Origin of the sequence: Clostridium sp. 'deep sea' (genome assembly GCF_014931565.1) — a bacterium.
GTDB lineage: Bacteria > Bacillota > UBA994 > PWPR01 > PWPR01.
Genome location: NZ_CP063353.1, coordinates 3,378,179 through 3,395,790 on the forward strand (window position 1 = coordinate 3,378,179; position 17,612 = coordinate 3,395,790).

Annotated in this window: 1 protein-coding gene; it reads left to right on the forward strand. The window is 33.4% G+C overall.

Annotated elements, in window-relative coordinates:
- Window positions 1–348: 348 nt before the first annotated feature.
- On the forward strand, window positions 349–17,496 hold the full coding sequence (locus IMX26_RS15635) for a non-ribosomal peptide synthetase (RefSeq protein WP_195159288.1): 17,148 nt from the start codon (window positions 349–351) through the stop codon (window positions 17,494–17,496).
- Window positions 17,497–17,612 lie beyond the last annotated feature (116 nt).

Genomic DNA, 17,612 nt, shown 5'->3' on the forward strand with positions numbered 1-17,612 from the left:
AAAAGTTTATATTTAACAAAAAAAGACAAAATTCGTCAAAGGAAAAATGTACATTATGTAGAAATATGTAAAATAATAATGTCTATTTACAAATTATTCTTTAATTGCACATATGTTCATAATTGTAAAATTAAAATATATCTTAATTTTTTTACATATTAATAGTAATAATAATTTACTTTAAAAAGCAGTATATATTAAAAAAAGAAAAATATTTACAGCAAAAATTAAAGATAGAGTACACGTACTTAGTCATTATAAACAGCCAAATAGCGCTCTATATCTTAGGACTTATTAATTAGGTCTTTGATATAAATTAAAACAACTTGAATTGGTAGGTGATAAAAATTGAAAAAGTGTTTAAGTGCAGGACTTATGTCCAAGACTCCGCATCAGCTCTGTAGCAAGTCAATAGAGTTAATGTCAGAGGTTACATTAAGTAGAAGTATATTAAAAATTGCTGAACAAGAGAAAATAACAACTCACAATATCTTATTAACAGCCTTTGCAGCAATATTGTATAAATATACTTATCAAGAATTAATTACTTTTCAAGTAGCAACTAAAAATAAAAAAAGCAATTGTTTATCTCTAAAACAATTAAACTATAGTTTTACTAATAAAGGCTTTACAAAAAACTGTTTGCAGATAGATAAGCAACTTCAACAGTCTTTAAATGTAAGTAGTGATGGTTATCATCATCTTGTTTTTAATAACATAAATGCTACTAATAAAATAAAATACGGTATTTTATTTAATCCGCAATTAACGGATAGGGGCTTAAAAATAACAATTAACTATAACGCAGAGCTATTTGACACACTCGCTATTAATAGTTTTGCAAATCACTACTTAAACATCCTAACCGAAATAGTAGAAAATCCGCGTCTCAGTATTTTTAATCTTAAGATGGTATCGGCGAAAGAAAAACAGCAAATTTTACATGACTTTAATAGCTGCACTAAACCATACCCTAAAAATAAAACAATTGCCGAATTATTTGAGCAACAGGCTTTACTTACGCCTAATAATACAGCTGTAGTTATGGGGAACAACAGGCTTACTTTTAAACAGCTAAACCAGCGTGCCAATAGCCTTGCCCTAACCCTTCAGAATAAAGGTGTTACTAATAATGACATTGTTGCAATTATGGCAGAGAGATCTATTGAGTTAGTGGTAGGCATTGTAGCAATAATAAAAGCGGGAGCTGCTTATCTGCCAATAGATGCTGAGTACCCTAGGCAACGCATAAACTACATGCTTATAAATAGTAAAGCCCAAATACTATTAAGCCAGCAAAAATTTCTTAAACAGCTACAATACGAAGGAGAAGTTATTGACCTTAACGATAGCCAATCATATAGCTCACTTAATCATAACTTAGAGACTTGTTGTAAAGTGAATGACTTGGCTTATGTTATTTATACCTCAGGAACTACAGGAAACCCTAAAGGGGTGGCAGTTAAACATCAAAGCGTAGTACGTCTTGTCAAAAACAGCAACTACCTTGAGTTTAAACAGCAAGATAGGCTCTTACAAACCTGCGCCATGACTTTTGATGTAGCTACCTTTGAGATTTGGGGTGCGCTACTAAATGGAGTAGAGTTACATTTAATTACTAAAAATATCTTACTACAGGCAGACGATTTAGGTGAGTATATTTTTAACAATAAAATTACCTTAATGTGGTTAACCTCACCACTCTTTAATAAGCTTTGTGAAGATAATCATAAAATATTTAAACCCCTAAGATGTTTACTAATAGGGGGTGATGTTGTATCTCCTAAACACGTAGCTTTGGTACAGAATTACGCCCCTAACTTAACATTTATAAACGGATATGGACCAACAGAAAACACAACCTTTTCTACATGTTATGAAATTAAAGAAAAAATAAATGAATCACAATCTATCCCCATAGGAAAACCCATAGCCAACTCAACGGCTTATATTTTTGATAAACATAACAAGATAGTTGCAATTGGGGTTAATGGTGAGCTTTGTGTAGGTGGCGATGGTTTAGCAGTGGGTTACCTTAATAACCCTGAGTTGACAGCTAAAAAATTTGTAGCAAATCCTCAGCTGCCAAATCAACTAATGTACCGCACTGGAGATTTAGCTCGCTGGTTGCCCAATGGCAATATTGAGTTCGTAGGTAGAATAGATTATCAAGTTAAAATAAGGGGTTTTAGGATTGAGTTAGGTGAAATAGAAAGCTCTTTACTGACACACCCTCAAGTTAAACAAACAGTAGTATTAGCCAAGTTAGATGAAAACAACAATAAATACTTAGCTTGTTATTATAAAGCCGAAGGTAAGTTGAAAATTTATCAAGTACGAGAATTTTTAGCAAAGCAGCTACCAGACTACATGATTCCAACTTATTTTAAGCAGCTAGAGCAGATGCCACTTAATACTAACGGCAAAATTAACAGAAAAGCTTTACCCGAGCCAGATGTGTATATGGAAACAGGAATAGAGTATAAAGCGGCTGAAAATTCAATGCAGCAAAACCTAATAAATATCTTTGAAAAGGTATTAAAGGTAAACAAAATTGGCATAAACGATGATTTTTTCACCCTAGGTGGAGACTCTCTTAAAGCCATAAAAATAATAAATTTAATAAAAAAAGAACTAAAATTAGCACTAACAGTAGGTGAGATATTTAGTAGTTCATCTATTTGCAAATTAGCTAATCACTTAAAGCATTGTAAGAGTACTATTTATGCAGATATTAAGAGGGTTGAAACACAAAAATACTATGAAGCATCTTCTGCCCAAAAAAGAATATATATTGCCAGTAATATGAGTTTAGAAACAAACTATAATATTCCCTTTGTTTTAGAGTTGCAGGGAGATTTAGATAAGCAAAATTTAGAACAGAGTTTTAAAAAGCTAATAGCTAGGCATGAGGCATTAAGAACAAGCTTTAGTGTTATTGATAATAAAATAGTACAAGAAATACAACCAACAATAGAGTTTAAACTCGACTATATTGAGCTAAATGATTACTCAGAACAGCAGCTAAAAAAAGAAACCTGTAGCTTTATTAAACCCTTTAACTTAGCACAGGCACCTTTATTAAGAGCCAAACTGATTAAATTTAATGAACAAAAACAGGTGCTTTTAATAGACATGCACCATATTATTAGTGACGGAGTGTCACTATCAATTTTAACCGAAGAGTTAAGCAAACTTTACAACGGCATAGAGCTGACAAAAGCAAAAGTACAGTATAAAGACTATACAACATGGGAAAAAGAACTACATCATTCAAGTATTTATCAAGAACAAGAAAAGTACTGGTTAAATACTTATAAAGATATACCAGTGTTAAATTTGCCCACAGATTTTACTCGTACTAGGGTGCAAAGCTTTGAGGGCGATAGTATTAAGCTTATTATCCCTGAGCAGTTAAAAAAACAGTTAAAAAAAGTAGCATACAGTAATAATGCATCACTATACATGGTGTTATTAGCTGCCTATAATGTACTACTAACAAAATACACAGGTCAGGAAGATATTATAGTTGGGGCAGCCGCTGCAGGTAGATCACATGCCGATTTACAAAATATGGTGGGTATGTTTGTTAATACTCTGGCTTTAAGAAATCAACCTGTTGGGCACAAAGAGTTTACACAGTTCTTAAAAGAAGTAAAAAATAATGCCTTTAACGCCTATGAAAATCAAGACTACCAGTTAGAAGACCTTATTAATAAGCTAGAGTTAACCAGAGATTTTAGCCATGGTGCATTAATTAATACTATGTTTGTAATGCAAAATACTGGAGAGCAAAAGATAAACTTTAATGGAGTTAAGGCACAGCAGATTGACTATAGAGGTAAGGTAGCAAAGTTTGATATTACCCTAGATATTACTGAAGAAAAGAAGCAGTTAACCTGCTATATAGAGTATTGTACTAAGCTATTTAAACAAGATAATATGCAAAGGTTTGCAACACATTATTTTAATATTCTAAAAAACATAGCTAAAAATAGTAGTGTTCAAATAGCAGATATCAATATATTAACTAGTGAAGAGCAACAGCAATTATTAATAGACTTTAATGATACAGCTGTAGAATACCCTAAACACAAAACAATAGCCCAGCTTTTTGAGGAACAGGTAGAAAAAACGCCCAATCAAACTGCCTTAGTATTTGAAAGCTGTAGTTTAAGTTATGATCAACTAAACAAAAAGGCTAATTCTTTAGCCCATAAACTACGAGATCAAAAAATAACAGCAAATAGTGTGGTAGCTATAATGGCAGATAAATCACTAGAGTTAATTGTGGGAATTTTAGCTATAGTTAAGGCTGGCGCAGCCTATTTACCAATAGCAGGAGATTGCCCAAAAGCCCGAATAGATTACATGTTATCAAATAGTGGCTCACATGTTTTATTAACCCAACAGCAGTATTTACATGTACTAGAATTTGAGGGCTTGGTCATAAATCTTAATGAAGAAAATTACCATGATAATAACCTAAATCCAGCAGTAATAAGTGGCCCTGAGGACTTGGCATATATTATTTATACATCTGGCACAACTGGCAAACCCAAGGGAGTAGCTGTTAAACAGCAGAGCGTTGTTAGATTAATAATGAACACTAACTTTATAGAGTTTAAACCGCAAGATAAGCTACTACAAACCTGTGCCATGACCTTTGATGTAGCAACCTTTGAGATATGGGGGGCTTTATTTAACGGTTTAGAAATGCACCTAACTACTAAAGATGTGTTACTTCAAGCAGATAAACTAGGTGATTACCTAACAGAGTTTAATATAAGCATCATGTGGTTAACCTCACCGCTATTTAATAAACTATGTGAGGATAATAGCGCAATATTTAAAGGATTAAGATGTTTATTAATTGGTGGAGATGTAGTGTTAGCTAAAAACGTAGCTTTAGTAAAAAACCATGACCCTAATATAACTGTAATTAATGGTTATGGTCCAACAGAGAATACTACTTTTTCAACCTGTTATGTAATAGATGAAGTATTAAATGAACAGCAATCAATACCAATAGGAGCACCTATTGCCAACTCAACAGCCTATGTTTTAGATAACTACAATAAACTAGTTCCCATAGGTGTCTTTGCAGAGTTATGTGTAGGTGGTGATGGACTAGCCCAGGGCTATTTTAATAACCCAGAATTAACAGCCCAAAAATTTGTAGAAAACCCATATGTTCCAGGTCAACTAATGTACCATACAGGTGATTTAGTACGTTGGTTACCTGATGGTAACATTGAATTTTTAGGGAGGAAAGATTTTCAAGTGAAGATAAGAGGCTTTAGAATTGAATTAGGAGAAATTGAAAGTAGCCTGCTTCAATTACCTGCAATTAAGCAGGCCGTTGTGATAGCAAAGCAAGAAGCAGATAGTAAATACTTAATTGCGTATTTAGTATCCGACTATGAATATAGTACACCCGAGCTACGTGAGAGTCTAAAAAAAGACTTGCCAGATTATATGATACCGTCATATTTTATAAGATTACCCCAATTACCCTTAAATCAAAGTGGTAAAATTGATAGAAAAGCACTTCCAGAGCCTACAAATCATTTAAAAACAGTCGAAAGCTACATAGCAGCACGTAATGTTACAGAAGAAATATTAGTAGAGATTTGGAGAGAAGTACTTAACATAAACAATATAGGCATTGATAACGACTTTTTTGTTTTAGGTGGTGACTCATTAAAGGCAGTAAAGATAGTAACTTTAATAAACAATAAACTCAAAACCAATATTGTTATTAGTGATATTTTTAAACATGCAAACATACGTAAACTTGCTGAGTATCTAAAACTACTTTTATATACAGAACAAGAGGTTATTGTAACTAATAAGGTTGAAAATGCTGATTTAGAGCAAGATTATGCTGTATCATCAGTTCAAAAAAGAATGTTTGCTTTGTATCAAATGGCTGATCAGGATATTACCTATAATATTCCAACAACACTTGTTATAGATGGTGATTTAGATTATCAATCTTTAAATAAAGCTTTTTATGAGTTAGTAAGGCGTCATGAAGCCTTTAGAACTACATTTAAGCTTATTGAGGGAGAGGTATATCAAAAAATAAGCGCAACAGCTGAGTTTGAGGTGGTATATGACACATTAAAAGAGGCTACTGATGTTACTGTTAATAAGGTAATAAAAGACTTTATTAGGCCCTTTAATTTGTCTCAAGGCCCTCTAATAAGAGTTAAATTACTAAAAGTAAAACCAAACCAGCATATTTTAATACTAGACATGCACCATATTATATCAGATGGTACATCTATGGCTATAATCTTAGATGAGTTTAGTTCATTATATAGCGGTAAAGAACTACCAGCTCTTAAACAGCAATATAGAGATTACGCTGCATGGGAAGCCGAATTCTTAGAGTCGGATTATTTAAAACAGCAAGAGAACTACTGGCTAAATAAGCTTAGTGATGAAATTCCTGTACTAAACTTACCAACAGACTATAAACGCCCTAAGATACAGAGTTTTGCCGGTGATGTAATATACCAAAAATTAACATATCAATTAACTAAACAACTTAAACAAGTAGCAAAAGAGCAAAGAAGCACTTTAAACATGGTATTATTGGCAGCCTATAATATACTTTTAGCTAAATATAGTGGTCAAGAGGATATTATAGTGGGTACTGCAAGCTCTGGTCGACCAAATTTAGATATGCATAAAATGGTGGGTATGTTTGTTAACACCTTAGCTATTCGTAACTACCCAAAGGGATCAAAAACCTTTGCTCAGTTTTTACAAGATGTAAAATTTACATTTTTAGACGCCTTTGAAAACCAGTATTATCAGTTTGATATGTTAGTAGACAAACTAAATATTAAAAGAGACTTAAGCCGTAATGCTTTATTTGATACTATGTTTGTTTTTCAGAGTGTAGCTACCGATGTTTTAGAATTACCTAATGCTAAGGTTAAAGCCTTAGATATTGATTTTAATATTTCAAAATTCGATATAACTCTAGAAGCACAAGAGCGTGATGGATTAATTAAGTTAGCCCTTGAGTATTGTACTAAACTGTTTAAACCAGTAAACATGCAGCGCTTTATGAGCCATTACATTAATATTTTAAAGAGTATAGTAAAAAATCAAAACGTTAAAATAGCAGATATAAATATGTTATCTAATCAAGAGCAAAAACAACTGTTGATTGACTTTAATAATACTACAGTGCCGTATCCTAAACACAAAACAATAGCCCAGCTCTTTGAGGAGCAGGTAGAAAAAACGCCACACCAAACTGCTTTAGTATTTGAAGGTAATAGCTTAAGTTATGCTCAATTAAATGAAAAGGCTAACGCTTTAGCTTTTAGACTACGTGAGCAAGAGGTATCAGCAAATAGTATAGTGGCAATAATGGCAGATAGATCACTAGAGCTTATTGTTGGCATTTTGGCTATAGTTAAGGCTGGCGCAGCCTATTTACCTATAGCACCAGATTACCCCAAAGCCCGAATAGATTACATGTTATCAAATAGTGGAGCCCGTATTATTTTAACCCAGCAGCAATATTTGTATGAACAAGATTTTGAGGGCTCGGTGATAAATCTTAATGAAGAAAATCATCACGCTAATAACCTAAATCCACCAATAATAAGTGGTCCTGAAGACTTGGCGTATATAATTTATACATCGGGCACAACTGGCAAACCAAAGGGAGTAGCTGTTAAACAGCAAAGTGTTGTTAGACTAATAATGAACACTAACTTTATAGAGTTTAAGCCCGAGGATAAGCTGCTACAAACCTGTGCTATGACCTTTGATGTAGCAACCTTTGAAATATGGGGGGCTTTATTTAATGGTATAGAAATGCACCTCACAACAAAAGATGTGTTACTTCAGGGGGATTTATTAGGTGATTACTTAACAGAAAACAACATAAGTATTATGTGGTTAACCTCGCCACTATTTAATAAGCTTTGTGAGGATAGCTCTGCAATATTTAAAGGATTAAGATGTTTATTGATTGGTGGAGATGTGGTTTCACCTAAAAATGTGGCTTTAGTACAAAAACATGACCCCAATGTTACCATCATTAATGGTTATGGACCTACAGAAAATACTACTTTTTCAACCTGTTATGTAATAGAAGAGCAGGTAAATGAGCAGCAATCAATACCAATAGGAGCACCTATAGCCAACTCAACAGCCTATGTTCTTGATAACTACAAGAAACTAGTACCAATAGGTGTTTTTGCAGAGTTATGTGTAGGCGGTGATGGATTAGCTCAGGGTTATTTTAATAACCCAGAATTAACATCCCAAAAATTTGTATCTAACCCATATGTTCCAGGTGAATTAATGTACCATACAGGAGATTTGGTACGCTGGTTACCTAATGGTAGTTTAGAGTTTTTAGGAAGAAAAGATCATCAAGTGAAGATAAGAGGCTTTAGAATTGAATTAGGGGAGATTACAAATCAACTTCTGCAAATAGCAGGGATAAGCGAAGCCTTAGTAATAGATTTAGAAAAAGACGAAACAAAGTATCTCTGTGCTTATTATGTAGCTGATACTGAATATAGTGCTACTAGCTTAAGAGAAAAACTAAAGAGTAGCTTACCAGATTACATGATACCCTCTTACTTTGTGGCACTAACTGAAATGCCTTTAAACGAAAGCGGTAAAATAGATCGTAAAGCCTTACCAGCACCCCAAGGTAATATAGAGACTGGAGCAAGCTATGAGCAGGCTCATAATAACACAGAAAAACACATAGTAGACATTTGGAGCGAGGTACTAAATGTTAATAAAATAGGTATTAACGATGACTTCTTTGCACTCGGTGGAGATTCCTTAAAAGCAGTGAAAATTATTGCGTTAATAGAAACGAAGCTAGGCTTAAAGATGTCAGTGAGTAGCATGTTTAGATATACAACAATAGCAGAGCTAGCTAAATACCTAAATCCAGAACAAGACAATGCAGAAGAAAATGAAACAATTGAAGCTGCTGTGCAAGAAAGCATAAACTCCGAGATAACATATGAATATCACCCTGTATCTTCTGTACAGAAAAGAATGTATGTTGTAAACCAAGTAACAAAACAAGATATTACCTATAATATTCCAATGATACTTGAATTAAATGGCGAATTAAATTATCAATCCTTAGAAAAGGCCTTTAACTCATTAATAGATCGTCATGAAGTATTTAGAACAGCCTTTGAGCTTGTTGATGGTGAGGTATGCCAAAAAATATACCCAAAAGTTAATTTTAAGGTAGTACATGATAAAATTGAAGAGGTTAATGAGAACACTATTAGTGAGGTTATTGAAGAGTTTATTAGCCCCTTTAACTTATCTTTAGCTCCTCTTATAAGAGTAAAGTTACTTAAATTAAACAGCACTAAACATATGTTAATGGTAGATATGCATCATATTATATCCGATGGAACATCTATGGGCATAATTTTAGATGAGTTTAGTAAGTTATATCAAGGTATACAATTACCAGAACTAACAGAGCAATATAAAGACTATGCTGTATGGGAAAAAGAGTTTTTACACTCTAACAATTTAAAACAACAGGAGTTATATTGGTTAGCTAAGTTTAAAGATGAAATCCCTGTACTAAATTTGCCATTAGATTTTAAGAGACCGATAACCCAAAGCTTTAAGGGTAGTCATTTACAAACTAAGTTAACATATCATTTAACAAAACAACTAAAACAGGTAGCAAAAAATAACAAAGCTACTTTAAATATGGTTTTATTAGCGGCTTATAATATTCTTTTAGCTAAGTATAGTGGCCAAGAGGATATCATAATTGGTACAGCAAGTGCTGGTAGGCCAGAGTTAAATATGCACAAAATGGTAGGCATGTTTGTTAATACTTTAGCTCTTCGCAACTATCCTAAAGGCTCTAAAACCTTTGCTCAGTTTTTAGAGGAAGTAAAATACACTTCATTAGATGCCTTTGAAAACCAGTATTATCAGTTTGATATGTTAGTAGATAAACTTAATATACAAAGAGACTTAAGTCGGAATGCTTTGTTTGATACAATGTTTAATTTTCAAAGTAATGAGTCTACACCATTAGCTCTACCACAAATTAAAGCTAAACCATATAACTATAAGTTTAATATCTCTAAATTTGATTTAAGCCTTGATGCACATGAGTATGATGGTTTAGTTGCTTTAACTTTTGAGTATTGCACTAAATTATTTAAACAAGAGAGCATACAAAGATTTATGACTCATTACATTAATATTCTTAAAGATATAGTAGCGAATAGTAATACCAAAATTGCAGATATGAATATGTTGTGTGAACAAGAGCAAAAACAATTATTAATTGACTTTAATAATACAGCTGTAGAGTATCCTAAACATAAAACAATTGCTCAACTCTTTGAAGAACAGGTGGATAAAACTCCAAAGCAAATGGCTTTAGTATTTGAGGATAATAAACTAAGTTACGCTCAGTTAAATGATAAAGCCAATTCTTTAGCACATCATTTACGTGAGCAAGGTATTACAGCAAACAGCATTGTGGCAATAATGGCAGAAAAATCACTAGAGTTAATCGTAGGAATATTGGCTATTGTGAAGTCTGGGGCAGCCTATTTACCAATAGATCCAAGCTATCCTCAAGCCCGAGTTCACTACATGCTAAAAAATAGTGATGCCTGCATTTTATTAACACAAAAGCAGTATGTAAATAACGTAGAATTTAGTGGTACAGTAATAAACCTAAATGAAGAGAGTTATCATGTAAATACCACTAATCCTATACGCATAAGTGGGCCACAAGACCTAGCTTATATAATCTATACATCGGGAACAACAGGTCAACCTAAAGGTGTAGCTGTAAAACAGCAGAGCGTTATTAGATTAATAATGTACACTAACTATATAGAGTTTAAACCCGAGGACAAGCTACTGCAAACCTGTGCCATGACCTTTGATGTGGCTACCTTTGAGATATGGGGTGCTTTGTTTAATGGCCTAGAAATGCACCTTACAACTAAGGATGTGTTATTACAAGCAGAAAAACTAGCTGATTACTTAGTAAATAATAAAATAAGTATAATGTGGTTAACTTCACCGTTGTTTAATAAACTTTGCGAAGATAACCCAGCAATGTTTAAGGGTTTGAGATGTTTATTAGTTGGTGGAGATGTAGTGTCTCCTAAAAACGTGGCTTTGGTGCAAAAACACGACCCTAATACCATTATAATAAACGGTTATGGTCCAACAGAAAACACCACATTTTCAACTTGTTATGTAATAAATGACCTTGTAGAAAACCAAAATACAATTCCAATAGGTGCACCAATAGCAAACTCAACTGCTTATGTACTTGACAAGTACCAAAAATTAGTACCAGTTGGGGTGTATGGAGAGCTATGTGTAGGTGGTGATGGGTTGGCTCAGGGTTATTATAATAATCCAGAATTAACAGCCTTAAAATTTATAGCTAACCCTTATGTAAAAGATCAACTAATGTATCGTACAGGAGATTTAGTACGTTGGTTACCCAATGGCAATATTGATTTTTTAGGTAGGGTAGACCATCAAGTTAAAATAAGAGGCTTTAGAATTGAATTAGGTGAGATTGAGAGTAGCCTACTTCAAATACCTGGAATAAGTGAAGCCTTAGTAATGGTTAGAGAAAATGATGCCAATAAGTATCTCTGTGCTTATTATGTAGCAAGTAAAGAGTATAGCTCTGGTAGTTTAAGAGAGATATTATTAAATAGCTTACCTGATTACATGATTCCTTCGTACTTTATGGCTCTAACCGAAATGCCTTTAAACCAAAGTGGTAAAATAGATCGCAAAGCTTTACCAGTTCCTAAAGGCAAGATTGAAACTGGAGCAAGTTATGAGCAAGCTCGTAATGAAACAGAAAAAAGACTAGTTGAAATGTGGAGCGAGATTCTTAATATTGATACGGTTGGTATTGATGATGATTTCTTTGCTTTGGGAGGACATTCTTTAAAGGCAATAAAAATTGTTGCTTTTATTCAAAAGCAATTTAAAACAGAAATAACCGTAAGTGAAATATTTAGAAATTCTACTATTAGAAAACTAGCATTATATATTGGTAAAACTCAAAAGAGTAACTATGCAGAAATTGAAGTTGTTAAAAAACAAGAGTACTATGAGGTATCTGCGGCTCAAAAGAGAATGTTTGCCTTAAATCAGTTTTCAAAAAGCGAAACCAACTACAATATACCTTTAGTTTTATTATTAGAGGGTAAGGTTGATGTAGCAAAACTAAAGTATAGCTTTAACAAGCTCGCAGAGCGCCATGAGGCCTTTAGAACTAGCTTTGAGATGATAGAAGACGATATTATTCAGCGAATTACACCTCAATCATCATTTAAGCTAGCGTATGAAGAGACTAGTAGTAATTCAAAAGATGTAGTAAAGTCGAAAGTAGATAACTTTATTAAACCTTTTGATTTATCACAAGCACCTCTGTTTAGAGCAAAGTTAGTGAAGCTAGCTAATGAAAAGTATCTGCTGATGTTTGATATGCATCACATTGTATCTGATGGAGTATCTTTAAGCATTATCATGAACGAACTAACTAAACATTATCAGGGTGTTGAATTACCAGCAATAAAATTACAGTACAAGGATTATTCAGTATGGCAAAATAAAATACTTGAGTCACAGGCTATGAAGAAGCATGAAGAGTTTTGGCTAAGTAAATTTAACGATGAAATTCCAGTTTTAAATCTGCCAACAGATTATGCTAGACCAAGTTCTCAAAACTTTAAAGGAAGTACCTTAGGTTTTAACCTAGACAACCAGTTAACTTTAAAGCTAAAGAAGTTATGTAAAGAAAATAATGTAACCCTGTATATGTTATTATTGGCTGCTTATAATGTATTGTTAGCTAAATACAGTGGTCAAGAAGATATAGTTGTGGGTTCGCCAATAGCAGGAAGACAACATGCCGATTTATATAATATGGTTGGGGTATTTATTAACACCTTAGCAATGCGTAATTATCCGGCTTTTAATAAAAGCTTTAAACAGTTTTTACAAGAGGTTAATCAAAACTCCTTAAATGCTTATGAACATCAAGATTATCAATTTGATAAGCTGGTTGAAAAACTAGATGTGAAACGAGAACTTAGCCGAAATGCCTTATTTGATGTAATGTTTATTTTACAAAATACAGATAATATTCAGTTACAGATGGACTCTGTAAAAGTTACCTCTTATGAATTTGAGGCAGATGTAGCTAAATTTGATATGACTTTAACAGCATATGAAGACAATAATGAGCTTTATTTTAACTTAAACTATTCAACAATGCTGTTTAAACAACAAACTATATCAAGAATGTTACAGCACTATAAAGCTATTTTACACACTATAATAGCTAATGCTGATTTAACTATTGGTGAGATTAATATGCTCACTTTGGCTGAAAAAGAGCAAATCTTAACTGAATTTAATAATACAAAAACAGATTACAATAGTGATATAACTATAGTTGAACGTTTTGAGCAACTAGCTAAGGCTAATGCTCAACAACTTGCTGTAGTATATGAAAGTCAACAATTAACATATCAGCAATTAAACGAAAAAGCCAATCAATTGGCTCGGCTATTAAGACATAATGGGGTTAAGCCAGATTCAATAGTAGGAATTTTACTAGAAAGATCTACTGAGATGATGATTGCTATAATGGCGATTTTAAAGGCTGGAGGTGCTTATTTACCAATATCACCAGAATATCCTGAAGACCGTATCAAGTATATGTTACAAGATAGTAATGCTAATATTATTTTAACTGAAAAAGAGTTAAAGGCTACTAGCGACTTTTTTGAGGGCTTAGTATTTGAGATAGATAATGACGACATCTATGAGGGTTCTATAAATAATCTTGAACAGGTAGTACAGCCACATAACTTAGCATATATAATATATACCTCTGGTTCTACAGGTAAACCAAAAGGGGTTATGATTCAGCATGGCAGTGTTATAAACCTAGTAACAGCCTTAAACAAAAACATCTATAATCAATATGGACAGGGTTTAAATATAACGCTTATTGCTCCATATGTTTTTGATGCCTCGGTTAAACAGATTTTTGCCAGTTTATTGGGTGGTCACTGTTTACACATAGTACCAGAAGAGTGTCGTTATATGGGTAGCATGTTAGTAGATTATTATATAGAACATCATATTGATGTTTCGGATGGTACACCTTCGCACTTTAAACTAATACTTGGTGATGATACTAATGCCCTAAAGGATATACCAGTTAAACACTTTATAATTGGTGGTGAAGCGTTACCAGTACAAATTGTTAATGAATTTTTGGCTTTCTTTAACACTAATAAACCTAAAATAACAAATATATATGGTCCAACAGAGTGTTGTGTAGATACCACTGCATTTTTAGTTAATGAAGACCAGTTAAAGCAAACAACTAGCATACCAATTGGTAAACCACTGGCTAACTACTTAGTGTACGTACTCGATAAATCAAATAAATTACAGCCTATTGGTGTGCCTGGTGAACTGTGTATTGGTGGGGTAGGTTTAGCTAGAGGTTACCTAAATAGGCCAGAATTAACCGATAAAAAGTTTGTTGATAATCCATTTGTAGCCGGTGAAAAAATGTACAGAACAGGTGACTTAGTGAAGTGGCTTGAAAATGGAGATATAGAGTTTTTAGGTAGAATAGATTATCAGGTGAAAATTAGAGGTTATCGCATTGAAATTGGGGAGATAGATTCAGTTATTAAAAACTTCCCAACTGTACAAGACTCAATTGTAATTGCCAAAGAAGATAACACTAGTGAGAAAAAGCTAGTAGCATACGTTGTACCAAAATCAACAGATTACAGTGAAACAGAGCTTAAAGAACACCTCAAAAATCAGTTGCCAAAATACATGGTACCTGCGGCTTTAGTTAAACTGGCTAAGATGCCTTTAAACGCCAATGGTAAAGTAGATAGATTTGCATTACCTGAACCTAACTTACAACTAGGTAATAGTGAGGACTTTGTTGCTCCCCGAAATGAAGAAGAACAGCAGATGGCTAATCTTTGGGCTGAAATACTTGAGCTAACTAAAATTGGAATAGATGATGACTTTTTTGATGTTGGTGGGGATTCATTTAAAGCAATAAAGCTAGTACGGAAAATAAGCAATAGACTAAGTGTAATGGAATTATTTAAAAACTCTACTATTCGCGAACTAGTAGCCCATTTGGCTAAAGCTGAAGATGAAACAGCAGAAAAAACAATGCTAAATGAGCTAACTAATCCTGTTAAAGATAGATTAAGAATAGCATCACTAGTGTGTTTTCCATACGGGGGTGGTAGCGCAATATCTTATCAGCCTCTGGCCAATGCACTACCTAAATACTATTCGTTATACGCTGTAGAATTACCAGGTCATGATTTTAGTAGGCCAGAAGAAGATCTTGTCTCAATTGAGGAAAGTGTAGAGCGATGTTTACAAGAGATACTAGAGACTGTTAAGGGTCCCATAGTTCTTTATGGACATTGTTTAGGTGCTACTATGGCAGCCTATATGGCCTATAGACTAAAAGAAGCAGGCAGGGAGGTTCAGGGGGTAATTGTAGCTGCCATGTTCCCAGCTCCACGTATCTCTAATTGGTTCTTTAAAGTATGGGATAAAATATTCCCATCTCAACTAACAACCCAAGGTAATAGAGATTTATTAAGAGCTATAGGCGGACTAACAAGTGATATTAGCGCAGAAGAAGCCGAGTTTACCCTGCGAAATTTAAAGCATGACTCCGAGCAGTGTATTAGGTGGTACACTGAGGTTTATAACAATAAAAATCAGCAAAAACTTGAAGTTCCATTTACTTGTATTGTGGGTGATGGAGATAGAATAACTGAATTTTATCAAGAGCGTTATAAAGAATGGCAGTTTTTTAGTGAGGATGTTGACTTAAAAACTATTAAATATGGTGGACACTTCTTCTTTAAAAATCAAGCCGATGATGTAGCTGTTATTATAGATGAAAAGGTTAAGTATTGGAAACAAGCCGAGGCTCGAGCTGAGGTAGCAGCAGCTTTGCCAGTGTGTGAAGAAGAAATTACCGAAGTTAAAAAACATAAGCCTAAAGAGCTAAAACTACTTAAGAAAAAAGAGCCTGTACCTAGTATGCGATTATTCTTACTAGTTGCTATAATGCAAATAATTTCAGAAATGGGATCGTCTTTAGCTTTCTTTGCCACATCGTTTTGGTTAGTTAAGGCAACAAATATTTCAGGATTTGCTTTTATGATGTTAATAAGAGTTATTCCACAAATAGTAGTACTACCCTTTTCAGGAGCGATAGTAGATCGTTTTGATAGGCGATTAATAATGGTAATTACTGATATAATGTCAGCAATTGCCTCAATAGCATTACTGATGTTAATATTAACGAATAATATGAATGTAACTCATATTTATATATTTACAGTAATAGGTTCAATTGCATTATGTTTTAGACAACCTGCTTATATGGCAGCAATAACTCAAATAACTCCAAAAATGTATTTGGGTCAAGCCAATAGTGTTGCTCAGTTTTCAGTGGCATTTGGTACAATAATTGGTAGTTTATCTATTGGTTTAATAATGAGCAGAATCGGATTAAGTGGAATAATTGCTATTGATATAGTTAGCTTTATAGTAGCAATAGTGGTAATGCTTAAGTTGCGTTTCCCAGACACTATGTTTAATAAATCTGAAGAGCCTATTCTAAAAGAACTAACAGGTGGATTAAGGTTTATTGCTAAGAGAAAGAGCATGATAGCTATGGTAGTATTTTTCTTAGTAATGAACTTCTTATATGGAATATATACTGTTATACTTCAGCCACTAGTTGTATCATATGCAGATATTAATATGTATGGTATTGTAAACTCTTTTACAGGAATTGGTATGTTACTAGGTGCAATAGTGATGTTATTTACTGGAGGTTTCAAAAGAAGAGCAATAGGTATGGTTGGATTTGTAGCTCCATTCTCTGTAGCTATCTTTATTACTGGAATAAGGCCAACACCTATATTTGCAATAATTGGAGCACTAGGGGTATGCTTTTCCCTAGCTTGTTTAGAGGTACACTGGAGGTTCTTAATTCAGGTTAAGGTAGGTTTTGATTTACAAGGACGTGTATTCTCTGTTAATAGAATGTTAGTTCAATGTTTACAACCAATTAGCTTTTTATCAGGTAGTTATATAACAGTTAATGTTTTTCCAAAGTTATTACAGCATGACTTCTTTAACATACCTGTTGTTAAGCTATTAGTAAGTGAAGGGGCTAGTCGCCCAGAGAGACTTGCACTATTAATAACTGGTATACTGATGTTTATTTGGACAATAATGGGATTAAAGTACAAACCATTAAGTAATATGGATGAGATACTGCCTGATGCTAGTCAAGGAGCTATAGTAGTAAAAGATAAAGATAAATTACAAGAAATGATTGATAAACAGCAAGAACAAATGTTAACAAAAAAATAGAATAATACAACTAAAAGGGGCAATGTGCCTCTTTTAGCTTTTACTACATAATCTAATAGAAACACAGTAGGAGGAGGAATTATCTAAAGAACTAGATATAAATACCGAAATTAATT